At 68.7% G+C, this 26,552-nt stretch carries 22 protein-coding genes and 1 tRNA gene; 12 read left to right on the top strand and 11 right to left on the bottom strand.

Features of this window, described 5'->3' with window-relative positions; all coding sequences use genetic code 11:
- Positions 1–35: 35 nt before the first annotated feature.
- The 5 genes from Q9K23_RS03635 to rdgB all read left to right on the top strand — a co-directional run bounded on the left by Q9K23_RS03635 (position 36) and on the right by rdgB (position 3,899).
- Positions 36–671 carry a rhomboid family intramembrane serine protease gene (locus tag Q9K23_RS03635; RefSeq protein ID WP_020792889.1) on the top strand — a complete coding sequence of 212 codons (636 nt, stop codon included), beginning with the start codon at positions 36–38 and terminating at the stop codon, positions 669–671.
- A complete protein-coding gene (gene murI, locus Q9K23_RS03630) occupies positions 668–1,477 on the top strand; it encodes a glutamate racemase (protein WP_187343500.1) in 810 nt (269 codons plus the stop codon). The genes Q9K23_RS03635 and murI overlap by 4 nt, the downstream gene beginning before the upstream one ends.
- Positions 1,478–1,718: 241 nt before the next feature.
- Complete coding sequence (locus Q9K23_RS03625; RefSeq protein WP_053776110.1) at positions 1,719–2,483, top strand: cyclic nucleotide-degrading phosphodiesterase; 765 nt, start codon at positions 1,719–1,721, stop codon at positions 2,481–2,483.
- 24 nt (positions 2,484–2,507) lie between these two features.
- Positions 2,508–3,263 (top strand): ribonuclease PH, encoded by a 756-nt coding sequence (rph, locus tag Q9K23_RS03620; RefSeq protein WP_053776111.1) that lies wholly within the window; start codon positions 2,508–2,510, stop codon positions 3,261–3,263.
- 12 nt (positions 3,264–3,275) lie between these two features.
- Positions 3,276–3,899: an RdgB/HAM1 family non-canonical purine NTP pyrophosphatase gene (gene rdgB, locus Q9K23_RS03615; protein WP_020793031.1), complete on the top strand. Its 624-nt coding sequence runs from the start codon at positions 3,276–3,278 to the stop codon at positions 3,897–3,899.
- A 108-nt stretch (positions 3,900–4,007) separates the two neighbouring features.
- Here the strand turns inward: rdgB and Q9K23_RS03610 are convergent, their stop codons facing one another.
- Together Q9K23_RS03610 and Q9K23_RS03605 are read right to left on the bottom strand one after the other, a co-directional pair.
- Positions 4,008–4,364, bottom strand: a complete 357-nt coding sequence (locus Q9K23_RS03610) for a DUF3817 domain-containing protein (protein WP_020793032.1) — start codon at positions 4,362–4,364, stop codon at positions 4,008–4,010.
- Positions 4,361–4,837 carry a hypothetical protein gene (locus Q9K23_RS03605; protein WP_020793033.1) on the bottom strand — a complete coding sequence of 159 codons (477 nt, stop codon included), beginning with the start codon at positions 4,835–4,837 and terminating at the stop codon, positions 4,361–4,363. The genes Q9K23_RS03610 and Q9K23_RS03605 overlap by 4 nt, the downstream gene beginning before the upstream one ends.
- Before the next feature lie 185 nt (positions 4,838–5,022).
- On the opposite strand from Q9K23_RS03605, the gene Q9K23_RS03600 reads away from it, so the two are divergent.
- A tRNA-Leu gene (locus Q9K23_RS03600) sits at positions 5,023–5,105 on the top strand.
- 141 nt (positions 5,106–5,246) lie between these two features.
- Here Q9K23_RS03600 and Q9K23_RS03595 read toward each other — a convergent pair.
- Both Q9K23_RS03595 and Q9K23_RS03590 read right to left on the bottom strand, forming a co-directional pair.
- Entirely contained in the window at positions 5,247–6,977 is a 1,731-nt protein-coding gene (locus Q9K23_RS03595; RefSeq protein WP_305950393.1) for a thiamine pyrophosphate-binding protein, read from the bottom strand.
- Positions 6,978–7,066: 89 nt separating this feature from the next.
- Complete coding sequence (locus Q9K23_RS03590) at positions 7,067–7,870, bottom strand: cyclase family protein (protein ID WP_053776112.1); 804 nt, start codon at positions 7,868–7,870, stop codon at positions 7,067–7,069.
- 100 nt (positions 7,871–7,970) lie between these two features.
- On the opposite strand from Q9K23_RS03590, the gene Q9K23_RS03585 reads away from it, so the two are divergent.
- Positions 7,971–8,102 (top strand): hypothetical protein, encoded by a 132-nt coding sequence (locus tag Q9K23_RS03585; RefSeq protein WP_020791192.1) that lies wholly within the window; start codon positions 7,971–7,973, stop codon positions 8,100–8,102.
- Between the two features lie 126 nt (positions 8,103–8,228).
- On the opposite strand, the gene Q9K23_RS03580 is transcribed toward Q9K23_RS03585, so the two are convergent.
- Positions 8,229–8,600, bottom strand: coding sequence for an Lsr2 family protein (locus Q9K23_RS03580; protein WP_174518990.1), 372 nt, complete (start codon positions 8,598–8,600; stop codon positions 8,229–8,231).
- A 135-nt stretch (positions 8,601–8,735) separates the two neighbouring features.
- The gene (locus Q9K23_RS03575) at positions 8,736–10,481 is read right to left on the bottom strand and encodes a hypothetical protein (protein ID WP_261977633.1); all 1,746 of its coding nucleotides are present in this window, start codon (positions 10,479–10,481) and stop codon (positions 8,736–8,738) included.
- Positions 10,482–10,744: 263 nt separating this feature from the next.
- On the opposite strand from Q9K23_RS03575, the gene Q9K23_RS03570 reads away from it, so the two are divergent.
- Complete coding sequence (locus tag Q9K23_RS03570) at positions 10,745–10,954, top strand: hypothetical protein (protein ID WP_020791193.1); 210 nt, start codon at positions 10,745–10,747, stop codon at positions 10,952–10,954.
- Complete coding sequence (locus Q9K23_RS03565; protein ID WP_053776114.1) at positions 10,954–12,450, top strand: methyltransferase; 1,497 nt, start codon at positions 10,954–10,956, stop codon at positions 12,448–12,450. The genes Q9K23_RS03570 and Q9K23_RS03565 overlap by 1 nt, the downstream gene beginning before the upstream one ends.
- Before the next feature lie 84 nt (positions 12,451–12,534).
- Here Q9K23_RS03565 and Q9K23_RS03560 read toward each other — a convergent pair whose 3' ends face one another.
- The 3 genes from Q9K23_RS03560 to Q9K23_RS03550 form a co-directional block, all read right to left on the bottom strand.
- The gene (locus tag Q9K23_RS03560) at positions 12,535–13,734 is read right to left on the bottom strand and encodes an aminotransferase class I/II-fold pyridoxal phosphate-dependent enzyme (RefSeq protein ID WP_053776115.1); all 1,200 of its coding nucleotides are present in this window, start codon (positions 13,732–13,734) and stop codon (positions 12,535–12,537) included.
- Entirely contained in the window at positions 13,731–15,035 is a 1,305-nt protein-coding gene (opgC, locus tag Q9K23_RS03555; RefSeq protein ID WP_082365672.1) for an OpgC domain-containing protein, read from the bottom strand. Before opgC ends, Q9K23_RS03560 begins: the two co-directional genes overlap by 4 nt.
- A gap of 149 nt (positions 15,036–15,184) precedes the next feature.
- Complete coding sequence (locus tag Q9K23_RS03550; protein WP_305950392.1) at positions 15,185–16,981, bottom strand: long-chain fatty acid--CoA ligase; 1,797 nt, start codon at positions 16,979–16,981, stop codon at positions 15,185–15,187.
- Between the two features lie 257 nt (positions 16,982–17,238).
- Between Q9K23_RS03550 and Q9K23_RS03545 the strand changes: the two genes are divergently transcribed.
- The 3 genes from Q9K23_RS03545 (at position 17,239) to Q9K23_RS03535 (ending at position 23,893) form a co-directional block, all read left to right on the top strand.
- Positions 17,239–19,005, top strand: coding sequence for a DEAD/DEAH box helicase (locus Q9K23_RS03545; protein WP_305950391.1), 1,767 nt, complete (start codon positions 17,239–17,241; stop codon positions 19,003–19,005).
- Between the two features lie 296 nt (positions 19,006–19,301).
- The gene (locus Q9K23_RS03540; protein ID WP_053776116.1) at positions 19,302–19,622 is read left to right on the top strand and encodes a rhodanese-like domain-containing protein; all 321 of its coding nucleotides are present in this window, start codon (positions 19,302–19,304) and stop codon (positions 19,620–19,622) included.
- A gap of 113 nt (positions 19,623–19,735) precedes the next feature.
- Positions 19,736–23,893 carry an AAA domain-containing protein gene (locus Q9K23_RS03535; protein WP_053776117.1) on the top strand — a complete coding sequence of 1,386 codons (4,158 nt, stop codon included), beginning with the start codon at positions 19,736–19,738 and terminating at the stop codon, positions 23,891–23,893.
- Between the two features lie 1,408 nt (positions 23,894–25,301).
- Here the strand turns inward: Q9K23_RS03535 and Q9K23_RS03530 are convergent.
- Together Q9K23_RS03530 and Q9K23_RS03525 are read right to left on the bottom strand one after the other, a co-directional pair.
- Positions 25,302–26,108, bottom strand: a complete 807-nt coding sequence (locus tag Q9K23_RS03530; protein ID WP_020791972.1) for an NAD-dependent deacylase — start codon at positions 26,106–26,108, stop codon at positions 25,302–25,304.
- Complete coding sequence (locus Q9K23_RS03525; RefSeq protein ID WP_053776118.1) at positions 26,105–26,536, bottom strand: HIT family protein; 432 nt, start codon at positions 26,534–26,536, stop codon at positions 26,105–26,107. Before Q9K23_RS03525 ends, Q9K23_RS03530 begins: the two co-directional genes overlap by 4 nt.
- Positions 26,537–26,552 lie beyond the last annotated feature (16 nt).

The raw sequence follows: 26,552 nt of genomic DNA, 5'->3' as shown, positions 1-26,552 counted from the left end.
CACCGAGAACCGAGCCGACCGAGAACGAAGAGGACATGACCGTCACGCCGCCGCCCACGACCCGACCGGCCCCGCGGCCGTTGTGGCAGCGGTCGATCATCGTGATGGCGTGCATCGTCGTGCTGCTGGTGGTGATCGAGGCGATCGACGCCGCGACCAGTTTCCGGCTCGACGACAACGGCATCGAACCCCGGCAGGTCGACGGCCTCGACGGCATCGTCTGGGCGCCGCTGCTGCACGCCGACTGGGAACATCTGTGGGCCAACCTGGTCCCCGGGGTGGTGCTGGGCTTCCTGCTCTTGCTCACCCGCCGGTTCCTGATCGTCACCGCGATCGTATGGGTGGTGTCGGGGCTGGGGGTGTGGCTGTTCGCGCCGCCCTACACCGTCACCGTCGGCGCCTCCGGCATCATCTTCGGATGGCTGGCATACCTGCTGGTCCGTGGCCTGTTCAACCGTGACTTCTGGCAGGTCCTCGGCGGTATCGTCCTGTTCCTGATCTATGGCTCGATCCTGTGGGGTGTGTTCCCCGGGGCGGTCGAGGTCTCGTGGCAGGCGCATCTGTTCGGCGCGATCGGAGGTGTCCTGGCCGCCTGGTCCCTGGCCGGCCGCGACCGTAAACGCAAGTCCGCACCCGCTGTCGGCGGGCCCACCCCGGGAGTTCCGTCATAACCGCATCCATCCGCCCCGACGCCCCGATCGGCATCTTCGACTCCGGCGTCGGTGGACTCACCGTGGCCCGCGCCGTCATCGATCTCCTGCCGGACGAGGACATCATCTACATCGGCGACACCGGCAACGGCCCGTACGGTCCGCTGACGATCCCCGAGATCCGCAAACACGCCCTGGCCATCGGCGACGAACTCGCCGAGCGTGAGGTCAAGGCGATCGTCATCGCCTGCAACACCGCGTCGGCCGCCTGCCTGCGTGACGCACGGGAACGGTACGCGCCGATCCCGGTGGTCGAGGTGGTGTTGCCGGCGGTGCGTCGGGCGGTGGTCGCGACCAAGACCGGCCGGATCGGGGTGCTGGGCACCGAGGCCACCGTCTCGTCACGGGCCTACCAGGATTCGTTCGCCGCAGCACGCGACGCCGAGATCACCGCGGTGGCCTGTCCCCGGTTCGTCGACTTCGTCGAGCGCGGCATCACCAGCGGCCGGCAGATCCTCGGACTGGCCCAGGGCTACCTCGAACCCCTTCAGGAGGCCGACGTCGACACGGTGGTGCTCGGCTGCACGCACTACCCGTTGCTGTCGGGGGTGATCCAGCTCGCGATGGGCGATCAGGTGACGTTGGTGTCGAGCGCGGAGGAGACCGCCAAGGATCTGTTCCGGGTGCTCACCGAGGCGGATCTGCTGCATCCGCACTCCAATCGCGACGCCCACCGCGTCTTCCAGGCGACCGGTGACCCGGAGATGTTCACCAAGCTCTCGCACCGGTTCCTCGGCCCGACGATCGGCGCGGTCGGGCATCTCTGAGCATCGGTCATCGCGGAGTGTCGGTCATCTCTGGGTGTCGGACGCATGGCGTCGCCCGGCGGCGGGCATGGCTGCGTACGACGGTCCCGGCGCCACGCGCCTGAGACGTCCTTGCTCGGAACCCATGACATCTCCGCACCTGGTGTGTCAGACGACGTTTCACCCGGCGTCAAAGACACAGTGAATGACTTGTGACCCATACGTGGTCGGCGGGAAGCACGCGCATGGCAAGGTAGGGCTTATGCGTGTCACCGTCCTGGGTTGTTCGGGAAGCGTCGGCGGGCCGGGGGTCGCCTGCTCCGGCTACCTGTTCACCGTTCCTGGCGAACAGCCGGTGCTGGTGGACTGCGGCCCCGGTGTGTTCGGTGAACTCCAGCGGGTGGCCGATCCGGACTCGGTGGCGGTGGTACTCAGCCATCTCCACGCCGATCACTGCCTGGACCTGGCCGCGATGCTGGTGTGGCGGCGCTACGCCCCGCCCGGGCCGGCACCGGTGGCCGCCCCGCTCTACGGGCCGTCGGGGGTGGCGGCCCGGATCGGTGCCGCATCGTCGGAGTTCCCCGGCGAGATCGACGACATCGGCGACACCTTCGACGTGCGCGAGTGGAGTGACGGCATCGAGGTGACGCTCGGGGGGATGAGCATCCGGGCGTTCCAGGTGGATCATCCGCCGGAGACCTACGGTCTGCGCATCACCTCCCCGGAGGGCAAGGTGGTGGCCTACTCCGGTGACACCGCGCTGTGCGACGAACTGATCGACCTCGCCGCCGGCGCCGACGTGTTCCTCTGCGAGGCGTCATGGTCGCACGACCCGGCCGCACGGCCCGAGCATCTGCACCTGTCCGGGATCGACGCGGGGGAGGCCGCCACCAAGGCCAACGTCAAGGCACTGGCGATCACCCATGTGGCGCCGTGGACCGACGCGGAGCTGATCCTGGCCGAGGCGCGCTCACGGTTCGGCGGGCCGGTGGAGCTGGTGCGACAGGGTCAGGTGTTCGATCTCTGAACCCGGCTGACTACAGTTGGCACGGTGACCACACGCGCTGACGGCAGGGCCGATGACGAACTGCGACCGATCTCCTTCACCCGCGGATTCACCTCACATCCCGCGGGCTCGGTGCTCGTGGAATTCGGTCAGACCAGGGTGATGTGCACCGCCAGCGTCACCGAGGGCGTGCCGCCGTGGCGGCGTGGTTCCGGTCTGGGCTGGCTGACCGCGGAGTACTCGATGCTCCCCGCCGCCACCCACGAACGGTCCCGGCGCGAATCGGTCAAGGGCAAGATCGGTGGCCGCACCCACGAGATCAGCCGCCTGATCGGCCGCTCGCTGCGGGCGTGTATCGATCTCGGTGCGCTCGGCGAGAACACCATCGCCCTCGACTGCGACGTGCTGCAGGCCGACGGCGGCACCCGCACCGCGGCCATCACCGGCGCCTATGTGGCCCTCGCCGACGCCGTCACCTGGCTGGGTGCGGCCGGCAAGCTCAACGACCCGCAGCCGCTGTCGTGCATGATCGCCGCGGTCAGCGTCGGCGTCGTCGACGGCCGGGTGCGGCTGGACCTGCCGTACGAGGAGGACTCGCGCGCCGAGGTCGACATGAACGTCGTCGCCACCGACGCCGGCACCCTGGTGGAGGTGCAGGGCACCGGTGAGGGCGCCACCTTCCCGCGCGCCACCCTCGACAAGCTCCTCGACATCGCCGAGGTGGGCACCGCCAAGCTCTTCGAGGCGCAGCGTGCGGTGCTGGCCGACCCGTACCCCGGCGTGCTGCCGACCGCGAACTGAGCGTCGGCACCGATGACGACACAACGCATCCTGGTCGCCAGCCGCAACGCCAAGAAACTCGCCGAGCTGCGGCGGGTGCTCGACGCCGCGGGGATCGTCGGACTCGACGTGGTGGGTCTCGACGCCGTGCCGGAGTATCCGGAGGAACCCGAGACCGGGGCGACCTTCGAGGAGAATGCGCTGATCAAGGCGCGCTCCGGTGCCGCCGCGACCGGACTGGTGTGCCTGGCCGACGATTCCGGGCTCGCCGTGGACGCGCTCAACGGCATGCCCGGCGTGCTGTCGGCGCGGTGGAGCGGTGGTCACGGTGACGATGCGGCCAACAACGAGTTGCTGCTCAACCAGATCTCGGATGTGCCCGACGAGCGTCGCGGTGCGGCGTTCGTCTCGGCGTGCGCGCTGGTCGGTCCGAACGGCGACGAGACCGTGGTGCGTGGGGAGTGGCGTGGCGTGATGCTGCGGGCACCGCGCGGCGACAACGGCTTCGGCTACGACCCGCTGTTCGTGCCGGACGACGCCGTGGCTTCCGGCCGGGCGTCGGCGGAGTTGTCGGCGTCGGAGAAGGATGCGCTCAGCCACCGCGGAAAGGCGCTGGCCCAGCTGGTTCCGGCGCTGCGGTCGCTCGCGGGACAGTGATCCCCACCCGCTGATCCACCTACTCGCGAACACCCTCGATACGAGAACACCGCCCTTCGGTCATGCCGGAGGGCGGTGTTCTCGGTTTCGGTAGGACGACCGGTGCGCTCAGAGGCTGCCGCCGGTCAGGTCGAACTGCTCCTTGACCTCCTTGGTCCGGATGTGTTCGACATAGAACGACAGGAACGGGATGGTTCCGGCGATCGCGGTGAGGATGATCTTGCCGACCGGCCAGCGCACCTTGATGGCGAGGTCGACGGTCAGGATCAGGTAGATGAAGTACACCCAGCCGTGTGCGATCGGCACGAAGTCCAGCGAGTTGATGTCGAAGCCGTACTTCAGGATCAGCTCGACGACGAGCAGCAGCAGCCACAGACCGGTGATCCACGCGAGGATGCGGTAGCGCAGCAGCGCCCCCTTCACCTTCTCGACGGGCACGGTGGCGGGCTGGGCGGTCTCGGTCACTGAGAATCCTCACTGGTCAGGGAATCGGGGCGGGTCGTTCCGACACGCGCCGTGCGATCGGGGTTCTGGTCGTCGGCCTCGGCATGATCGGCGGCGTCGAGGTCGGCGAGAAAGCGGTTGTACTCACGCAGCGAGGCGTCGTCGGGGGAGGCGGCATCGGCCGCCGACGAGGCACTCGGGGTGGACGGCCGTTCCGGGAGCAGACCGGCGGGGATCTCGGTGACGCCCTTGTCTGCCATCTTGGCGGCCTCGTCCGGATCATTCTCGAGGACCACGAAGCGCCGATAGGCCCAGATCACGGCGAAACCGAATGCGGGCCATTGCAGCGCGTAGCCGAGATTCTGGGCGGTGCCGGCCGAGGACTCGTAGGTGTCCCACTGCCACCAGGCCAGCCCGAGGCAGGCGACGGCGGCGATCGCCACCAGCACCAGGAGCGCGGGTCGGTGCCGACGACGTGCAGACTGCGGGGACATACCCTCGACGGTACCCAATCGGGGTCGTCCGGCCGCCGCCCGGGCCGGTGATCTGCGGTAACGGTCACATCGCCGGCGGCAGATCCGAGGGCATACCCGGTGGCGAGACCACGGCTGCCGGGCGGCAGGCCGGTGAAGGGCGGGTCGGTGGTGTCGACCGGTGCGCGGTAGGGTTGTGCACGCACGCGCGAGTGGCGGAATTGGCAGACGCGCTGGATTTAGGTTCCAGTGTCCGGAGGACGTGGGGGTTCAAGTCCCCCCTCGCGCACGATAGAATCCCTGCCGACCTCCGGTCGGTGTGCGCCCACTGGGTTCGAGGGCATGACGGAGGGCACACCGGAACGGATGGCGGTCACGGCCGACGCGCCGACCGAGCGAGTCGGCGCCTCGGTGTTTCCGGACGTGTGCCTCAGTGTCCGGCGAACGCCTCCGCCAGCCACCAGGAACCGCCGTCGGTGGCGATCTTCGCGTCGATCACCAGCGGGCCGACGTCGGCACCGGTGGTGGCCCCGGCGACCCACCCGGAGACCGCGGACAGGTCCGACACCGACCGCACGGTGATGCCGGTGGCGCCGTAACCCCGTGCGATGGAGGCGATGTCGACCTCGGGGAAGGTCACCGTCGTCATGTCGGCGTCACCGAAGTGGTGCACCTCGGCACCGTAGGCGGAGTCGTTGTAGACCACGACCACCAGCGGAAGCCGTAGGCGAACCGCGGTCTCCAGTTCCGAGATGGCCATCAGGAAGCCGCCGTCGCCGGTCCCGAGTACCGGTATCCGGTCGGGGCGTGCGGTGGCCGCGCCGATCGCCGTGCCCAGGCCCAGCCCGATCGACTGGAAGGCCTGGGTGAAGCAGAAGCCGTTCTCGTCGGGCACGCCCAGATGCGTCGACGGGTACCCCATGAAGTTGCCCGAGTCGATGGACACGATGCGCTCGGCGGGCAGCAGATCGTCGAGCGCGATGGTCAGCGCCCGCGGATCGATCCGGTCGGCGGTGGAGATGTCGTCCACTGGCACGTCGCGCCAGCGCGACGACGCAGCGATCCGGGCGGCGACATCGGGGGTGCGGTAGCCGACGGTGGTCGGGGTCCGGTCGGCCTGGCGTGCCGCGAGGGCGTCGGCGGCGGTGAGCGCACAGTCACCGATCACGCCCAGCTCGACCGCACGATGCGCGCCGACCGCATCGACGTCCACATCCACTTGTGCGACAACGGTATCCGCGCCGATCAGCTTGCCGTGACGCATCGTCCACATGTTCAGGGCGCAGCCCCAGCCGACGATCAGGTCGGCGCCGGCGACGAGTTCGGCGGTGGTCGCCGACGAGAATCCGCCCGAGATGCCCAGCGCGAACGGATCCCCGGTGAACAGGCCGTTGGCCACCGCCGAGGTGGCCACGAGCGCGCCGGTCGCCTCGGCCAGTGCCGCGATCTGCGGCCCGGCCTCGCGCCCACCGCGACCGGCGACGAACACCGGCCGCCGCGCTTCGGCCAGCAGCCGCAGCAACCGTGCCACCGAGTCCTGGTCGGGCCGGACCCGCGGACGCACGATGTCCGCGGTCACCGGACCGGGAACCGAGGCGGGGGCGGCGGCCACGTCGATCGCGACGTTGACCACCACCGTCCGGCGTTGGGTGATCGCCGTGCGGACCGCACGGATCACATCGGCGACGACGGTCGATGCACCGTAGACGCGCTCGCTGACCGCCCCGACACCGGTGACCAGGGCGTCCTGATCGATGCGGAAGTTGGAGCGCAGGTCGGCGGCCGGGGCGTCGGCGGTCAGGACCACCATCGGTGTCCGGCTCTTGGCGGCCTCACCGATCCCGGTCATGGCATTGGTCAGTCCACACCCCTGGTGCAGCGACACCACGCCGACCTTCCCCGACATCCGGGTGTACGCGTCGGCCATGGTGGCCGCACCACCCTCGTGCCGGGCGGCGGTGAAGCCCACACCGCCGGCGCGCAAGGCGTTGGTCATCGTGAAGTTGCCGCTGCCCACCACGCCGAAGGCATGGCCGACGCCGAGATCGGCCAGCACCCGGCCGACGACGTCGCCGACGGTCGGCCCGTAGGTGAGCGGGGTGCCCGCAGAGCCTGATTGGGCTCCCGAGGTGGATGTGGTGGAGGCGGTGGGGGTGGTCATCAGAAGAACCTTGCGATCGGGTTGCGGGAGGCCGGGGCCGCGACGGGTGGAGCCGGCCACCTCATCGCTGCGAGAACTCGGAGGCGAACTCAGGCGTCCGTCTCGACCAGCGCGAGCACGCGGGACGGGCTGCCGGTACCGCCGACGATCGGCAGCGGCGCGACCACCAGCATGGCACCGGTCGCCGGGAGCCGCCCGAGGTTGCGCAGCGAGGTGATGCCGTACTTGTCGTTGCCGAGGAAGTGGTAGTGGACCGGGAAGGCGGGTTCGAAACCGCCGGCCATCCCGGCGTCCACGCCGACGGTCTCCACGCCCAGGCCGGCGAGGGGGCGGCGGGTGGCCAGCCATTCGGCACACTCGACCGCGACTCCCGGTGTGTGCGAGCCGGTCTCGTCGGTGTTGAGGAACTCCTCCTGCGATCCGCCGCGCGACTCCCACCCGGTACGTAGCAGCAGCCACGCACCGTCGGCGAGGGTGCCGTGCTCGGCTTCCCATTCCTCGACGTCGGCCACGGTCAGCAGGTAGTCGGGGTCGGCGGCGACCTTGTCGGTGAGGTCGATCACCGCGGCCGGCCCGATCAGCCGGCGTGCGGGGATCTGCGAGACGTCGTGTCCGTCGCGCCCGCTGATCCAGTGGATCGGTGCGTCGAGGTGGGTGCCGATGTGCTCACCGGTGTGAATGTTGTTGTGCCGCCAGAACGGTCCCGGCTCGTTGTAGGCACTGACCTCTTCCAGGCTGAAGTCGATCAGGTTGACGAACGGGTCGGGCAGCACGAGGGCAGGCGTCGCGCTGCTCAGCGGAGTGGTCAGGTCGATCACGGCCACCGAGCCGTCGGTGAGTGCACCGAGAAACGATGCGACGGCACCGGACGAGGTGGTGAGCGGCTCGGTCATCAAGGGGGCCTTTCGTCGGGGGCGGGGCGGGGCGGGGCGGATGCAGCGGTCTCCGGCCTGGATCGAGTCTAGGTGCGGCTCCGGCGGTTCCGGTCACCCGATGGTCGTCGAGATCGCCATTGCCGAACGGGATTCCCCCTCATCGCGCGTGGCGATGAGGGGGAGCGGGACGGGTGTGATGGCGATCATCGCCGTCCAGAATGCACAGTTCATCGTCGAGGAAATGCGGTGAAAACACCACGATAGGTGGTCTCGAAATGGTCACGAATCGTAATCGTTAGCCCCGCCAATACACCAACGCACCGCAGCCGAAATGTCGGCTGCGGTGCGTTGGAATATCAGGTCACACCGTCGAGAATCAGGCCTCGGCCTCGTAGGCCTCGATGATCTCCTTGGGCAGACGCCCGCGCGGGGAGATCTCGTAGCCCGCCTCGGTCGCCCACTGGCGGATGGCGGCGGTGTCGCGACGTGCGCGGTCACCGGAATCCTGCGGGGTGGTGGAACGGACCCGGGGAGCCGTCGACTGCCGCCGACCGCCGATCCGGGTGGACACCTCGAGCAGCTTCGACACCGGAACCTTGCCGTTCTCGATCTTCTCGAGGTTGGCGCTGGAGACGTCGAGCTGATAGTCGACGCCGACCCACGACCACGAAATGGTGTGCGCATCGTCCAGATCGAGCTCTTTGCCGTCGAGGTCGTCGACGAACGAGATCACTTCAACTTTGGCCACGTGTTTGACGATAGCTTATGCGGCGCAAAGTTTCGTGAAACGGGTCTCGCGATCGTTTCTCCGGATGCGATTCTGTCCGAACCACGGTAACTCCAGATCGGCGGGAACGGCTCGGGAATGAGCCGTCGACCTCGATCAATTCACTCCCGGAATGCGGATCGGGAGTCCCGGAACCAGCGGCGCCGGTGTCGAGGAACTCGTCGACGGCGTGCTGCTGGCCCCGGCGCGTCGGGTCGGGGAGGCCGGGTTGTTCGATCCCTGACGGGTCGATCCGGGCCGGGCCGCGGTGGGCGTCGTGGTGCTCGCCGACGGCAGTGTCGCCCGGTCACGATTGTTCTGGGCGCCACGACCGTTGCCGTTGGTGTCGTCCTCGACGAAGCACATCCCGCGGACCACGTGGTGGTAGGTGACGAGTCCGTAGGTGAGTGGAAGGGCACCCACCGCGCTGATCAGGCGGACCGGCGTGATCGGCAGGTCGGTGGAGGTGATCCCGGCGGCGCCGAGCAGATCGGGTTCGACGAGGCCACCGATCGTGCTGAACAGGTGCAGTGACAGGTAGTACGAGTAGTACGCGGCGGTCAGCGACTTGGTGACCGTCAGGTCGGTCAGCGGCACCGTCTCGAACAGGTTGTCGCCCTGACCGAGGTTGTGGCCGAGTCCGATCAGGATGTCCATCGGCGCACCGCCGACGTACGGGATGAACCCGCCGAGCATGGAGCCGATCGACTCGAGCTGCGAGAAGTCCGCGGGGTCGGCCGGGATCAGGTTGTGCGGCACGTGCGTCGAGCGCATCCCGCCCAGGATCTTGCGGACCTCGGCGTTGATGCGCGCCTTGCTCGCGGCATTGGGTGCGATGCTCTTGGCGTAGTCGCCGGTGCGCGTGACGATCCGCTCGAGGGACAGATTGCCGACCGGGGTGCAGGTGTCGTTGTCGGCCAGCGACAGCTGGTTGGCCGTCTCGCGGATGATGTCCGGGATCGGGATGTCGTAGCGCACGTTCTCGTCGGGCCGGCCGGCGTCGCTGCGCTGCTGCTCGGTGACCCGGGCGACGCAGGAGTTGATCAGCGAGTTGGAGATCGACTGGTAGATCATCTGCGCGGCCAGCGATCCGCCGAGGACGCCGATCTGCAGGATGCGGTTGTAGGTGATGAAACTCGCCAGGGAGTTGTCGTCGGGCAACGGGGAACCGAGGTTCGGGGTGACCCCGACACCGAATCGCAGCGGGGCGACGATGCCGGCGAAGATCAGCAGCCATGCCGTCTCGACGGCCTGGGTGAGGGTGATGTTGCTGACCGAGATCGCCTCGGCGTCCTGGCCGTCACGGATCTTGAGCATCTGCGTGACGATCCACTGCGAGATCGCCGACCGGTACTTCAGCGAGCCGTCGTCGGCGTCGGCGCCCAGTGCCATCGGATGATCGGAGATCGCCAGCGTCGAGATCTTCATCCGCTTCATGTCGCGCTGGGCGGCATCGCGGGCGGCGCGCGCGTTCTGGCGGAACTGCGGGGGCAGCGTCGGCAGGATCGATTCGAAGATCGAGTCGTAGACCACCGAGAGGGTGGTGAACTCACCGCTCACGCAGACCGTCGGCTGATCGGTGTTCTCCTCCAACGGCTTCAGCATCGAGCGCGGGCTCTGCGCGATCCGGTCGAGCCGATCCTGGTAGGTCTCGGCAGGCTTGCGGGTCTGGGGCTTGGGCTTGGTCTTCTCGGCGACCGGTGTGGGTGCGGGGACGAGGGCGGGGTTCAGGACCGCCGCGGAACCGTTGGCGCTCATCACGCTGGCCGAGAACGCCGTGAGTGTGGCGACCGCCGTGGCCCGGACGAACCAGATCTTGCCCTTCGACTGCCTCGGACCCATCGACGACCCCACACTCTTCACACGTACTCCTTGACCCCGGACGGACGGCGACGGGACGTGGGTGATCAGACGCCGCCGGTGCGATCCGCCCGAGGCCACGTTTCGTCAGCCGAAAATCTGAGGGAAACTTAGCATACCCTTTGAAAAGTACGGGGATCGTGACAGGGCTCACGCATCCGGTGCGTAACGGAGTGGCGTAACCGCAGGTCGGGGCGGGTCTGTCCGTCCGGGGCGACGGTCAACCATGGTTGACCGATCATCGGGCGCCCGTGCAGCATGAGCGCATGCAGACATCGGTGGGAGGCCGCGGCGGCGGCCCAGACGATCCCATGGACGAACTCGCACAGGTCGCCGAACGACGCCGGCAGCTGGCGCGTGACGAGGAGCTGGCCGTGCGGCGAGCTCGCATCGCCGGATTGTCGTGGGCCGAGATCGGTGTGGTGCTCGGCGTCACCAAACAGGCGATGCACAAGAAGTATCGGCAGGTCGGCTGATGGGCGACATGCCGCTGCGGGACGAGGCGGTCGTCGCTGCACTCGGTGCCGACCTCCGCGGTGCGGACTACACCTCCGACGGGGTCGCGGCGCTACTCGGCGACCAGGCGAACAATGCTCTGGGGCAAGGGATCTGGTGGCCCGCATTGCGGGCCACCAGATCCGTCGACCGGCCCGCGCTGGGTACTCTGGTCCGACTGTTCCTCCTCGGTTCGGACGAGACGGACACGGCCGTCGCCGCCGCGTTCCCGACGGCGGGGGTGCCCGCGCTGCTGGATCAGGGTGTGCTCGCCCGGACCGCCGACGGCACGCTGCGGGCGAACCTCGACATCCGGCCGCACGCCGACGACGTGCGCGACCACCTGGTGGTCTCCGACCAGGACGCCGCGATGCGCAGCGGTGCCGTCGCCCACGACCACGTCCTGGGCATCGGTGGCGCATCGGTGTCGCTGGCCCGTGCGGTGATCCGTGACAAGGTCGGTGCCGCACTGGATCTCGGCACCGGATGTGGGATTCAGGCGTTGCACATGAACGCGCACTGCGAGTCGATCGTCGCCACCGACACCAACCCCCGCGCCCTCGCACTGGCGGCCGCCACCGCCCGGCTCAACGGGATGTCGTGGGATCTGCGCGAGGGCAGCCTGTTCGATCCGGTCGCCGGCGAACGGTTCGACCTGATCGTGTCCAACCCGCCGTTCGTCGTCGGGTCGGGCGGCCAGGACTACATCTACCGCGACTCCGGGATGGTCGGCGACACGATCTGTGCCGACCTGATCCGGCAACTGCCCGACCATCTCACCGATGGTGGTACCGCACAGCTGCTGGCCAACTGGATCGTCCGGGAGGGGGAGGACTGGCGCGACCGGGTGGGCGGCTGGCTGGCCGGTACCGACCTCGATGCCTGGGTCGTCCAGCGGGAGCTCGCCGATCCGGTCGGCTACATCTCGCTGTGGCTCTCCGATGCCGGCGAGGAACCCGAGGAGATCGCCGCCCGCGGAGCCGCGTGGCTGGACTGGTTCACCCAGGAGAACATCGTCGGCATCGGAATGGGATCGCTGACCCTGCGCCGGCGCCGCACCGGCACCCCCGACCGCGTCCTCGAGGAGATCACCGGAGCCGGCGAGGAGGTCACCGGCTACGAGGCCCGGGCCTTCCTCGACCGCCGCGCCTATCTCCGCGACACCACCGACGAGCACCTGCTCGGCGCCCGGTTCAAGACCGCGCCGGTGTTCCTGGAAGCGCAGTCACTGCCCGGCGAGGACGGGTGGCAGGAGGTCGGCGCCTCGGTACGCCGGCCCGGTGGCCCCGGTGCGGTGCTCGGCGTCGACGAGGTCTCGCGCGCCCTGCTGGCCGGATGCCGTGGCGCCGTGTCGCTCGGTGTGCTGATCGACCTGCTCGCCGATTTCCACGGCGTCGACGCCGACGCCCTCGCCCAGGCCACATTGCCGGTGGTGCGCGAGGCGATCGGTCGGGGAATCCTGTTCGAGGTCAGGTGAACTCGCGTCGTCGACGCTGACGGGCATGCGCGCGCAGGGTGTGGCTGCGGCGGCGGAGGTCTGCCGGGGGAGGACGGTTGCCGGTCAGGCGAATGTGGCGTCGAGCGCCTGACGCAGATCCGCGGCGAGGTCGTCGGCATCCTCCAGGCCCACCGAGAAGCGCAGATGCCCGTAGGTGCGGAACGGCTCGGGGTAGGCGGCCACCCGCGGGCCGTCGGTGCCGACGTGCACGATCAGCGTCTCGTCGTGGCCCAGCGACACCGCCGAGGTGATCACCTTCAGATGCGACACGAAGCGGTTCTGTGTCGCGGGATCCCCGTCGACGGCGAAGGCCATCATCCCGCCGAATCCGCGGCCACCGAACTGCCGGCGGGCGAGGTGGTGCTGCGGATGATCGGGGAGGCCCGGATAGGTCACATAGGCGATGCGCTCGTCGTCGGCGAGCATGTGCGCCAGCGTCTCCGCGGTCGCCTGGTGCTGGGCCAGGCGCAGCGGCAAGGTGATCGACCCGCGTGCGATCAGCCAGGCGTTGAACGGTGAGATCACCCCGCCGACGTCGACCATCGCCTGCCGCTTGATCTGCCCGATCAGCTCCCCGGCGCCGATCACCGCACCGCCCATCGCGTCACCGTGGCCGTTGATGTACTTGGTCAGCGAGTGCACCACCAGGTCGGCGCCGTCGGCCAGCGGCCGGTACAGCGGCGGCGGGGTGAACGTGGAATCCACCATCAGCAGCAGACCGGCGTCGTGGGCGATCACGGCCAGCGCGGCGATGTCGGCGACCTTGGTGGTGGGATTGGCGATCGCCTCGGTCACCACCATCTTCGTCGTCGGGCGGATCGCCGCACGCACCGAGTCGGGGTCGGTGACGTCGACGAAGGTCGCCTCGATCCCGTACTTCGTCGGCATCAGGTCCGACCACAGTTTCCAGGTGGCCTCGTAGGTGACATCGGAGACCACGACGTGGTCACCGGTGGACAGGAACGTGAAGAAGACCGCATGCAGGGCGGCCACACCGGACGCCAGGACGACGGCGTCCTCGCCGCCCTCCAGCACCGCGAGCTTGTCCTGCAGTGCAACCTGATTGGCACCGGTGTTGCGGGTGTAGAACAGCTGCTCGGTACCCGACCAGTCGGCGGTCTCCGGCTCCGGCGGCAGGTGATACGAGTTCGCCATGGTGATCGGTGTGCGCACCGACGGACCGCTCGAGTCGTTGCCGGCATGCACGCTGACCGTCATGTCCCCGGCCGAACGCAGGATCTCGGACAGGTCGGCGTCACTCATCGGGGCACTCCTACGGGAAGGTCGTCGGCAGACGGGGTTTCAGCGGGACGGGACTCGAGGCAAGGGTGCCCGCGATGCTCGCCGGCGGGATCGGCGGCCGGGTCCGCCGCCGCGATCGTGACGGTGGCCGCGATGTCGGCGGTGCTCCGGGGATCGGGGGTACTCGGGGAATCGGGGGTGGCAGCGGCATCGGCGGGGGAGTGACGTCTGCCCGGCAACGCCGCGTCGACGACGATCACCGGCAGGCGATGCAGCTTGTCGATCTCGCAGGCCCGCCGGAACTCCGCCCACGCCCAGCAGCACGCGAACACCGTCACCGCGACCGCCGACATCGTCAGCGGGCTCCACGGTCGATGGGCGACGTGGATCGGCACGACGATCAACGCGATGGCCTGGATGACGTAGGAGTCGAGACTGCGGGTCCCCGTCATCACCAGCGGTCGCAGCCAGTCGTGATGGCAGAACCTGAGCACCAGCCGGAAGACGCCGTACACCACCGGCACCAGCACCCACGCCCCGAGCGCGCGGGCCGGACCGAACTCGAGCTTGTCGGCCAGCGTCACCAGATGTGGCGTGAGTGGACCGTCCTCGATCAGCAGATGGAACGAGAGCGCCACCCCCAGGGCCAGCGCCACCAGCAGCGGCAGCAGCCGATCGATCCGCGCGGCCACATCCCAGCGGCGCCAGTTCCAGCCGATCACCACGGCCGGGACGAACATGATCTGCCACCCCGCCCAGTTCTGGATGCGCGGACCGGCCATGTCGGCGGTCAGGTAGAACCAGTCCGGTGCCGCGGTCTGCGACACGACGTACAGGGCGAGGGAGGCCACCAGGATCAGCCACCACCCGCCCCGCATCAGCACCGGGAACAGCACGAATGCCGACGCCATGAACACCATGTACATCAGCAGGATGTTCCCGCCGCTGGGCAGGTAGGTCAGGGTCAGCGACCGGAGCAGCCCGTCACCCCAGCCGTCGACGGGCAGCAGCAGGGTCAGCCACCGGTGCCCGGCGAGGGCGGCGGCCACCGCGACCACCGCGAGCAACACCTGGCACAGGTAGAGCACGACGAGCCGTCTGGTCAGCCGACGGTAGGCGAAACGCAGCCCGTGGCGGTCGATCCAGCGGTGATACACCAGGCCGAGCACGAATCCGGACAGCAGGACGAACGCGCTCATCCCGTCCACATACGGGAAGGCGTGTGTCGGTGAGTCGATGGCCGCGCCGGTGGCGAAGTGGGCGGTGATCATGCTCCAGATCGCCAGGCCGCGCGTGGCGTCGATCGCGAGGTCCCGGTTCATCGACACCGAGCCTAGGACCTCGCCCCCGCATCGGGCACACCGACTCACTGCCGAGTCCCAATCGTCACATAAGAAACACCCGTCACAGGCCGTGGTCGGTGACGGGTGCTTCTCGAGGCGGTCGGGTGGGTACCGAGGTACCGGTCCGATCAGGTGTAGAGGTCGGCGATGGCCTGCTTGTAGGCGTCGTTGACGACGTTGCGCTTGAGCTTCAGCGTCGGGGTCAGCTCACCGGACTCGATGGTGAAGTCGGTGGCCAGGACCGTGAACTTCTTGATCGCCTCGGCCTTGGACACCTTGCCGTTGGCCTCGTCCACCGCGTCGCTGATCTCGCTCCGCAGGGCGGCGTTGTCGACGAGGTCGGCGATCGGGGTGGTGGCGGGCAGGTCGTGACGCTCCAGCCAGCCGGGGACGGCTTCCGGGTCGATGGTGATCAGCGCGCCGATGAACGGCTTGTTGTCGCCGACCACCATGCACTGGCTGATCATCGGATGCGCGCGGATCGCATCCTCCAGCGGCGCCGGGGACACGTTCTTGCCGCCGGCGGTGACGATGATCTCCTTCTTGCGGCCGGTGATGAACAGGAAGCCGTCGTCGAGGCGACCGATGTCGCCGGTGTGGAACCAGCCGTCGCGGATCGCATCGGCCGAGGCCTCCGGGTTGTGCCAGTAACCGTTGAAGACCACCGGCCCCTTGAGCAGCACCTCGCCGTCCTCGGCGATCGCCGCCGACACCCCGGGCACCGGGCGGCCCACCGAGCCGACCTTCTGGCAGCCCTCGTAGTTCGCGGTCACCGCGGCGGTGGTCTCCGACAGCCCGTAGCCCTCGTAGACCGGGATGCCGACACCGCGGAAGAAGTGACCCAGGCGGGCGCCGAGCGGGGCGCCGCCGGAGATCGCACCCTCGCAGTTGCCGCCGAGCGCCGCGCGCAGCTTCTTGTAGACCAGCGCGTCGAACAGCATGTGCTTGAGCTTCAGTCCCAGTCCCGGGCCGCCGTTCTCCAGCGCGGTGCTGTAGGCGATCGCGGTCTCGGTGGCCTTGTCGAAGATCGAACCCTTGCCGCCGTCGTAGGCCTTCTGCTTGGCCGAGTTGAACACCTTCTCGAACACGCGCGGCACCGACAGCACGTAGTTCGGCTGGAACACGGCGAGGTCGTTGATCAGGTTCGGGATGTCGTTGGTGTGTCCGAGGATCACGCCGTTCTCGACACAGCCGACCGCCACGACGCGCGCGAAGACATGCGCCAGTGGCAGGAACAGCAGCGTCGACTTGCCCTCCTCGAGGCCTGCGCCCACCGCGTCGCGGGTGGCGGCACATTCGGCGAGGAAGTTCGCGTGGGTCAGGACCACGCCCTTCGGGCGTCCGGTGGTGCCCGAGGTGTAGATCAGGGTGGCGGCGTCGGTGGCCAGTTGGTCGGCGTGGCGGGCGTCGAGCTGGTCGTCGCCGAGATCGGCACCCCGCTTGGTCAGCTCGTTGATCGCGCCCTCGCCCGGGCCGCCCTCGATCACCAGGGTCTCGCGCAGCGCCGGCGCCGCGTCGAGCACCTCGCGGTGGTGGGCGTGGTGGGTGTCGTTCTCCACGAACAGCAGCGTGGCCCCGGAGTTCTCCACGATGTAGCCGACCTGGTCGGGGGCCGAGGTCTCGTAGATCGCGACCGTGACCGCGCCGGCCCGCCAGATCGCGTAGTCCAGCACGGTCCACTCGTAGCGCGTGGAGGAGAGCAGGCCGACGCGGTCACCGGCCTGGACGCCGGCGGCGATCAGGCCCTTGGCCACGGCGTCGACCTCATCGGCGAAATGCTTGGCGGTGACGGTGACCCATACGCCGTTGGAGCGTTTCTTGAACAGCGGCATGGTCGGCCGCTCGGCCCGGTATCGCAGGATCGCGTCGACCGTCGTGGCCTTGTCGTCGATGTTCAGGTCGGACGGGGTGGTGTAATGCTGCAATGTCGCTCCTGATCCGAAAAGCGGGCAAATCGGGCGGACGCCGCCGTGCTGCGACGCCCCGGGTTTTTGCTGCGACCGAGAGTAGCAGTAATCAAGTGGTTTTGATCACACCATGGGGAAGGCGTGATTCCGGAGGCGATCGGCGGGGGTGCGGGTTGTGCCACATCGAGGGCTCGCCGTGACCGGCTGGAGCTCGGATGCGGCTTTCACGCGGTCCGAGCATTACAGTTGTCCTCGATGAATGGGAGACACAACGCATGACCGGACCCACAGACGCGGGTGATCCGTCGGCGATCACCTTCGACGATCTCGACATCGCACCCAAGGTGCGCAGTGCGATCACCGAAGTCGGATACGAGAAGCCGTCACCGATCCAGGCGGCCACGATTCCGCCCCTGATGGCCGGCCGTGACGTCGTCGGTCTCGCCCAGACAGGCACCGGCAAGACCGCTGCCTTCGCGATCCCGATCCTGTCTCGGATCGACCCCTCGGTGCGACGCCCGCAGGCCCTGGTGCTCGCACCCACCCGCGAGCTCGCCCTACAGGTGTCGGAGGCCTTCGAGAAGTACTCCGCACACATGCCCGACGTGCGGATCCTGCCGATCTACGGTGGCCAGAGCTACGGCGTGCAGCTCGCCGGACTGCGCCGCGGTGCGCAGGTCATCGTCGGAACGCCCGGCCGTGTGATCGATCACCTCGACAAGGGCACCCTCGACATCTCGCAGCTGGAGTACCTCGTGCTCGACGAGGCCGACGAGATGCTCACCATGGGCTTCGCCGAGGACGTCGAACGCATCCTCTCCGACACCCCGGAGAGCAAGCAGGTCGCCCTGTTCTCGGCCACCATGCCGTCGGCGATCCGCCGGCTCGCGCAGCGTTATCTGCACGACGCCGAGGAGATCACGGTCAAGGCCAAGACCGCGACCGCGCAGAACATCTCGCAGCGCTACCTGCAGGTGTCCCACCAGCGCAAACTCGACGCGCTGACCCGGTTCCTCGAGGTCGAGACATTCGACGCGATGATCGTGTTCGTCCGCACCAAGCAGGCCACCGAGGAGCTCGCCGAACGGCTGCGTGCCCGCGGTTTCTCCGCGGTCGCGATCAACGGCGACATGGCGCAGGCCCAGCGTGAGCGGACGATCAACCAGCTCAAGGACGGCACCATCGACATCCTGGTCGCCACCGACGTCGCCGCGCGCGGCCTCGACGTCGACCGGATCTCGCACGTGGTCAACTACGACATCCCGCACGACACCGAGTCCTACGTCCACCGGATCGGCCGGACCGGCCGTGCCGGTCGGTCGGGCAATGCGCTGCTGTTCGTGTCCCCGCGTGAGCGTCACCTGCTGCGTGCGATCGAGCGGGCCACCCGCCAGCCGCTCGCCGAGATCGGGCTGCCGTCAGCCGAGGACGTCAACGCCCAGCGCGTGGCACGGTTCGCCGACTCGATCACCGAGAACCTCGCCTCCGAGCATCTCGACACCTTCCGCAAGCTGGTCGAGGACTACGCCCAGGACAAGGACGTGGCGATGGCCGACATCGCCGCCGCCCTGGCCCTGGAGACCCGCGACGGCGGCTTCCTGATGGCGCCGGATCCGCCCGAGGGGCACCGTGCCGAACGCCGCGACCGCGATCGTGATCGTGACCGCGGGCCGCGCAAGTCCGGCGGCAGCTTCGCCACCTACCGGATCGCCGTCGGCCGCAAACACAAGGTGTCGCCGGGTGCCATCGTCGGTGCGATCGCCAACGAGGGCGGCCTGACCCGCGGTGATTTCGGCAACATCAGCATCCGCGACGACTTCTCGCTGGTGGAACTGCCGGAGGATCTCGACCGCAACACCCTCGACCTGCTACGCGACACCAAGATCGGCAAGAACCCGATCGACCTGCGTCGCGACATGGGGGCGCCGCGCACTCGCGGTGGTGCCAAGCGATCCGGTGGTCGCGACGGTGGCCATCAGCGTGGTGGCGGCGACTGGGGCAAGCGGGGGACCCGCCGGGTCGCCGGTCGCGGACGCGGCTGACACCTGCCCCGTAGGCCCGGTCCTCCGCCGGCCTGCTGATCGATCGGTTCCACTCGACGGCCGACGTGCTCCGCGCACGTCGGCCGTCGTGTTTCTCGGGGACGGGGGCGAACATCGGCCGGTACCGGGTGTTGTCGCTGGTGACACCGGTTTGTCTCACTCTGAGAATCACTGTTGGGCGTTTCGAGATTCTTCCGTAACCTTTTGTGGGGGTGTGAACGACATACCCAACGGGACCCGCCGACAGTCGGTCCCGACCTGCGAACGATCGACCAGCAACTTCAGGAGCGTCACCAGTGTCAGTGGTGGATCCCATCTCGGCAACCGAAGCCCTCGCCCACACCAGCGCCGTCGTCGTCGACGCCCGACCGCAGGTGGTCCGCCACCAGGGCAGCTTGCCCGGTGCGGTCGTCGTCGACCCCGCCGACATCTCCGCACGATTCGCGCCGACCCCCTCGGGTACCTTCCCGGTGATCGACGACCTCGACACCGAGATCAACGTGGTGTCCGTGTCGTCGGAGGCGCCGCGGATCGCCGAACAGATCGCCGATCTGGGTTACACCAACGTGCATTACGTGGACGGCGGTTTCCGCGCCCTCCGCAGCCGTACCCGCTGACCGCCCGACCGAGGCGTATTCGGCCCTCGCCATCCCGACTTGGTAGCGTGAGACATCAAGCTCGACCATAGGTCGAGCCCATCACCGCTGGTCGGACACAGGAGGGCGGCCCCATGGACGAGGGGGAGATTCGCGACGAGCGTCGCGATCAGGTCTTCCGTCTCCTCGGCTATCTCCGTGACCTGGTGCGATTACGGTCGGTCACCGTCCGCGACCTCGACGAGCACCCCGCGTATGTCCCGGTGGGGTCGGGCACCCGGATACCCATCCGGACCGGTGCGGTCGGCGGGCAGGTGCTGATCACCGCAGACGCCGATGCCGATGGTCACGCAGAGTTGTCGGCGTTGATCGACGAACTGCACGCCCGTCCCGAATCCCGACAACTCGTGCTCGCCGCCTGGCTGGTCACGGTGGCCGCCGCCGGCTCCGAGGCCGGTCCGCTCGTCCGCGATCATCTGCTGACCCAGGAGGTCGTCGCCGAGCGCGACGACGAGACCGGTGCCATCCGGATCACACTCGGCACCGGGTCGGTCCCGGTGCTGCAGGACTCCCACCTCCTCGCCGCGATCGACGGCATCGACCTCGAACCGGTGGTCCGGTTGCGTGCCAAGATCGACGGCCTGCCCAACGCCGCACACGCCAAGGCGGCCGAACTGGTCGACGAGTGGGCCGAGCGAGTCGAGGTCGACACCGATCTGGTGCACCTGACCACCTCGACATCCACTGCGCTCGTCGTCCGCGAACGAACCGCCTCGGCCGTACTCGACTTCTACGACGCCATGCTCGCGGCGCTCCGCGACTCCGACGACGTGCCGATCGGGCTCGCCCAGTTGATCGCCCCGGTCGAATCCGACGACCGCATCACCGCACTGGCCGACGCCGGCGCGATGCCCGCCGACGAACTCGTCGCCGACGCCCTGTATCCGCTGCCCGCCAATGTCGAACAGCGCGACGTCTTCGCGCGGCTCGGCGTCGACAGCGGTGTGGTGGTGGAGGGCCCGCCCGGCACCGGCAAGACCCAGACCATCGCCAACATCGTCGCCGCGCTGCTCGCCAAGGGCCAGCGCGTCCTGGTGACCAGCGAGAAGGCACATGCCCTCGACGTCGTCCGCGACATGCTGCCGCCGGAGCTCCAGGCGCTCACCGTGTCCACCGCCGATGTGTCCCGCGACCGGTTCTCCGCCCTGGTCTCCGGCGTGGAGGCGATCGCCGAGCGCAAGGCGACGTACACCGAGAGCGTGGCCACCGCCGAGATCGCCGACCTCGCCGACCGCCGGGAACAGGCGGTCCAGCGGCGCGAGCGTGCCCTGCGCGGCCTGTGGGATCTGCGTCGCGAAGAGACCGAGGTCCACGACTGGGTGGCCGGTGACTACCGGGGTACCGCAGCCGAGATCGTCCGCCAGACCACCGCCGACGCCGGTGAGTACGACTGGCTCCCCGGGCCGATCGACGGCGCGGTGCCGCCCCTGGACACCGCCGAGTTCGTTCGGCTGCTGGATCTGCTGCGGCGCACCGAGGGCCAGCCCGACCGGCTGGCACAGCGATTCGTCGACCTCGACGCGCTGCTGCCCGACGCGGCCACCACTGATCAGATCTGCGCGCGGATCGCGCGTCGCCCGGCCGAACCGGTGAGTCCCGGCGGGTCGCTGCTGTCGATCCTCGCCGGCGTCGACAGCGCCCGGCTGGTACGGCTCAAGGAGATCTGCGATCACCTGGCGATCGCCGCGGGGGAGGTCCAGACGTATCCGCCGACGATGGTGGACATGGCAGACCGGTTGCTCGCCGGTCAGGCGGCACACCTGTGGTCGCGGGTCGCCACGCTCTCACCGGTGATCGCCGACGCCGCCGGCCGTGACCGGGAACTCGGTGCGCACGCGGTGAGCGTGGACGGCGCCCAGCCCGGCGACGGCGCGATCTTCGCCGCCGCGGCCGGCTACCTTCGGTCCGGCGGGAAGTGGCGCGGCCGTCTTCGCCGGTCCGAGCAGCAACGCGCGGTGGAGGAGTCGGCGGTCACCGCCACCGTGGACGGGCGGACGCCCACCGATGCCGCGGGTCTGCAGCTGGTCGCCGACCACCTGGCGGTGGTCGACGCCATCCATCAGGTCCATCGCGTCCTCGCCGATCTGCACGTACCGATCGACACCTCGGGATCGCGATCGTCTCAGCTGAACCGGCTGGTGCAGCTCGACGGCCAGCTGGGATGGATCTCCACCCTGCTCACCGAACGCGACGCGCTGGTCCGCGAGCTCGAGGCGATCAGTCCGGCCGGCCCGCGGCCCCGCAGCGTCGACGAGGTGGCCGCCGTCGCCCACGAGGCCGGTGCCGTCGCGGCTGCCAACGACGGCCTGCTCGCCGAGGCCGAGCTCGCCGACCACATCCACGCACTCGCCGCCGAATTCGAGAAGGGTCCCTCACCCGAGGGCGACGACCTGCTCGCCGCGTTGTCGGAGGGCGACGCCGTCGCGATCCGTGCCGCCCGTCGTGCGGCCGTCACCGCGCATGCCCAATGGCACGACCAGACCACACTCGATCTGCTCCGGCTCCGGTTGCACGCCAAGGCTCCAGCGCTGATGGCACTGCTCGCCGACACCGCCGGAGATCCCGCATGGGACACCCGGATGCGATCGGTGAGCGGTGCGTGGGCATGGCGCCGCGCACGCGTCTGGGTCGCCGAACGCAGCGACCCGCGCGGCGAGGTGGTGCTCCAGGCGGCACTCGACGAGGCCGAGGCCGACATCGCGCAGCTCACCACCCAGCTCGCCGCGGCGCGGGCCTGGCGGGCCTGCCTGTCACGGGTGACCGTCGGCCAGGTGCAGGCCCTGCAGGCCTACCGCGACCACATGATCAGCCTGGGCAAGGGTTCGGGCAAACATGCGCCCCGATTCCGCGCCGCGGCGCGCGAGGCGATGGCGCAGGCGCAGGACGCCGTCGCGGCGTGGGTGATGCCGCTGTCGCAGGTCGTGGAAACTGTTCCGGCCCAACAGAACAGCTTCGACGTCGTGATCGTCGACGAGGCCAGTCAGGCCGACGTCACCGGCATCCTCCTGCTGTGGCTGGCGCCCCGGGTGATCGTCGTCGGCGACGACAAGCAGTGTGCACCCAACGGATTGACCGCCACCACCCTCGACGAGGCATTCGCCACCCTCGACTCGCATCTGCCGGACCTGCCGCACTACCTGCGTGACGGCCTGACGCCGCGATCGAGTCTGTTCTCGTTGCTGCGCAGTCGATTCGGGCACCTCATCCGGCTGCGTGAACACTTCCGGTCGATGCCGGAGATCATCGGTTTCTCCTCCGCTCAGTTCTACGGTGACGCCCCGCTGATCCCGGTGCGCCAGTACGGTGCCGATCGACTCGACCCGCTCCGGACGGTGGCGGTGGACGGTACCGCGACCGGATCGGGAGCGTCGATCGCCAACGAGGCCGAGGCCGAGGCCATCGTGGATGCGCTGTGCGCCTGTCTCGCCGACCCCGCGTACGACGGCCGGGATTTCGGTGTCGTGGTGTTGCAGGGCAACAAACAGGTGGACGTGATCGAGCGGATCCTGGCCGAGCAGATCGACGAGACCACGCGCCGTGCACGGCGGATCCGGGTGGGTAGCCCGCCGGACTTCCAGGGCGACGAGCGTCGTGTGATGTTCCTGTCCATGGTGGTGTCCGATCCCACCGCGATCGCCGCGTTGACCCGCGCCGAATCCCAGCGCCGGTTCAACGTCGCCGCGTCACGGGCGATGGACCAGATGTGGCTGTTCCACTCGATCGACCTCGACGATCTCGGTGCCGGTGACCTGCGGCGGTCGCTGCTCGGCTACATGGTGGCCAATGCGGGCCCGGCGCTGCCGCCGATGCCGACCGATGTGCCGACCGACGTTCGCGTGGAACCGTTCTCGAGTCTGTTCGAGCAGCAGGTGTTCGACCATCTGGCCGCCCGCGGCTATCACGTGACCCCCAAGATGGTGGTCAACAACCGCACCATCGACCTGGTGGTGACCGGCGCCGACGGCCGTATGGCGGTCGAGTGTGACGGCGACGAGTTCACCTCGACGGGCGCCCAGGCGCGCTCGGACATGGAACGCGAGCGCGAGTTACGACGCTGCGGGTGGGAGTTCTGGCGGATTCGCGAGTCGGAGTTCGAGCTCGACCCCGAGGCCGCGCTGGAAAGCCTGTGGATCGCCCTGCAGGCTCGTGGCGTCGAACCGACGTCGGTCGTCGTCCCCGATGCTGCTGAGCAGATCCCCTGGGCGCCTGTCGACCTGGGGCCGGGGGAGTAGCCGGCAGCCGGGTTCGGCACGTGGCCACCGCCGGAGGTGGTCGCCGACATCGTCGTGTCACCGGGTTTCGACACGGGTCCTCGCCCTTCGGGCTCGGTCCCGGCTCAACCATCAAAATATGTTGTGGCGGTTGGCAGTTGGCGGTTGGTGGTTGAGCCGATGAGGAGCGGAGCGACGAGGCGTGTCGAAACCTCGGTCGGCCGAGTGTCGGTGGTGACCACCTCGGTCCCGGCTCAACCATCAAGATATGTTGTCTGAGTTGGTGGTTGAGCCGACGAGGAGCGTAGCGACGAGGCGTGTCGAAACCTCCGCCGGCCGAGTGCCGGTGGTGACCACCTCGGAGGTGGGTGCGGACATCGTTGTGTCACCGGGTTTCGACCCGGGTCCTCGCCCTTCGGGCTCGGTCCCGGCTCAACCATCAAGATATGTTGTCTGAGTTGGTGGTTGAGCCGACGAGGAGCGTAGCGACGAGGCGTGTCGAAACCTCCGCCGGCCGAGTGCCGGTGGTGACCACCTCGGAGGTGGGTGCGGACATCGTTGTGTCACCGGGTTTCGACCCGGGTCCTCGCCCTTCGGGCTCGGTCCCGGCTCAACCATCAGAATATGTTGTGGCGGTTGGTGGTTGAGCCGATGAGGAGCGTAGCGACGAGGCGTGTCGAAACCTCTGTCGGCCGAGTGTCGGTGGTGACCACTTCGGAGGTGGGTGGGGACATTGGTGTGTCACCGGGTTTCGACCCGGGTCCTCGCCCTTCGGGCTCGGTCCCGGCTCAACCATCAAGATGTGTTGTGCGAGTTGGTGGTTGAGCCGATGAGGAGCGGAGCGACGAGGCGTGTCGAAACCTCTGTCGGCCGAGTGTCGGTGGTGGCCACCTCGGAGGTGGGTGGGGACATTGTTGTGTCACTGGGTTTCGACCCGGGTCCTCGCCCTTCGGGCTCGGTCCCGGCTCAACCATCAAAATATGTTGTGGCGGTTGATGGTTGAGCCGGTGAGGAGCGGAGCGACGAGGCGTGTCGAAACCTCTGTCGGCCGAGTGTCGGTGGTGACCACTTCGGAGGTGGGTGGGGACATTGTTGTGTCACCGGGTTTCGACTCGGGTCCTCGCCCTTCGGGCTCGGTCCCGGCTCAACCATCAGAATATGTTGTGGCGGTTGGTGGTTGAGCCGGTGAGGAGCGGAGCGACGAGGCGTGTCGAAACCTCTGTCGGCCGAGTGTCGGTGGTGACCACTTCGGAGGTGGGTGGGGACATTGGTGTGTCACCGGGTTTCGACTCGGGTCCTCGCCCTTCGGGCTCGGTCCCGGCTCAACCATCAAGATGTGTTGTGCGAGTTGGTGGTTGAGCGACGAGGCGTGTCGAAACCTCCGCCGGCCGAGCATCGGAGGTGACCACCTCGGAGTCGAGCCGGCTGGTCACCCCCGACGACGGATCGCGTCGACGAGTGCGGGTAGGGCGGTGGCCGCGCCGGCTCGGATGCTGTGGGTCGCGACCTCGGTCAGGGCCGACGGCTCGGGATTGATCTCGATCACGGGGACCCCGGACGCCGCGGCTCGTTCGGGCAGTGATGCGGCCGGGTAGACGATGCCGCTGGTACCGACCACGAGGACGACGTCGGCGCCACGGAAGGCGTTCTCCGCCCGCTCCCAGGCGTCGGCGGGCAGATGCTCGCCGAACCACACGATCCCGGGCCGGACGGCCCCGCCGCAGACCGCACACGTCGGCGGGGTGAGCCGCGGGTCGTGTTTCGAACCCTCGGGCTCGACCGCCGAATCGGCGTCCGGCCCGTCGTAGGGGGTGTCGCACACCGAGCAGCGGGGTGCGAACAGGCTGCCGTGTAGATGACTGAGTACCGGAGTTCCGGCACGTTCGTGCAGGTCGTCGACGTTCTGAGTCACCACCATCAGCGCACGCTCGTCGTCGCCGGCGCCCACCGACGACAGCTCGGCCAGGGCCAGATGCCCGGCGTTGGGGCGGGCATCCCGGACCAGATGCGCACGCCAGTGGTACCAACCCCAGACCAGCGCCGGATCGGCGTCCCATGCCTCGGGGGAGGCGATCGTTGCCGGATCGAAGTTCTCCCACAGTCCGGTCTGTGCGTCCCGGAAGGTGGGGACGCCGCTGTCGGCAGACATTCCTGCACCGCTGAAGACCGTGATCCAGCCGGCGTCGGCGACTGTCGCGACCACCTCGTCGGGGATGGTCGGGGTGCCGGTGGTCATGAATGGTCCTCTGCGGTCAGGGCATCCCGCAGGATGCGTGCGGTGGTGTCCGGGTCGGGATCACGCCGGACCACCAGGCCGCGGACGAATCGGACCCGATCGCCGTCGGTGCGCGGCACGACGTGCAGGTGCGTGTGGAAGACCGTCTGGAATGCGGCGCGGCCGTCGTTGATCGCCAGGTTGATCCCGTCGGCCGACAACTCCGACGAGCGCATCGCGGCGGCGACCTTCTGGCCCGCCCAGAGCACACGGGCTCCGGCGTCGGGGTCGAGATCGGCAAGCCCGGCGGAATGTCGCCGGGGGACGATCAGGGTGTGTCCCCGCACGATGGGCCGGATGTCGAGGAAGCCGACGACGTGATCGTCGGAGTAGACGATCCGGGCCGGCGACGTCCCCGACACGATGTCGCAGAAGACACAGTCGGTCATGTTCGATGACCTTACG

Source organism: Gordonia sp. NB41Y (assembly GCF_030718915.1).
Taxonomy (GTDB): domain Bacteria; phylum Actinomycetota; class Actinomycetes; order Mycobacteriales; family Mycobacteriaceae; genus Gordonia; species Gordonia desulfuricans.
This window is presented reverse-complemented; position numbering and strand designations above follow the sequence as displayed.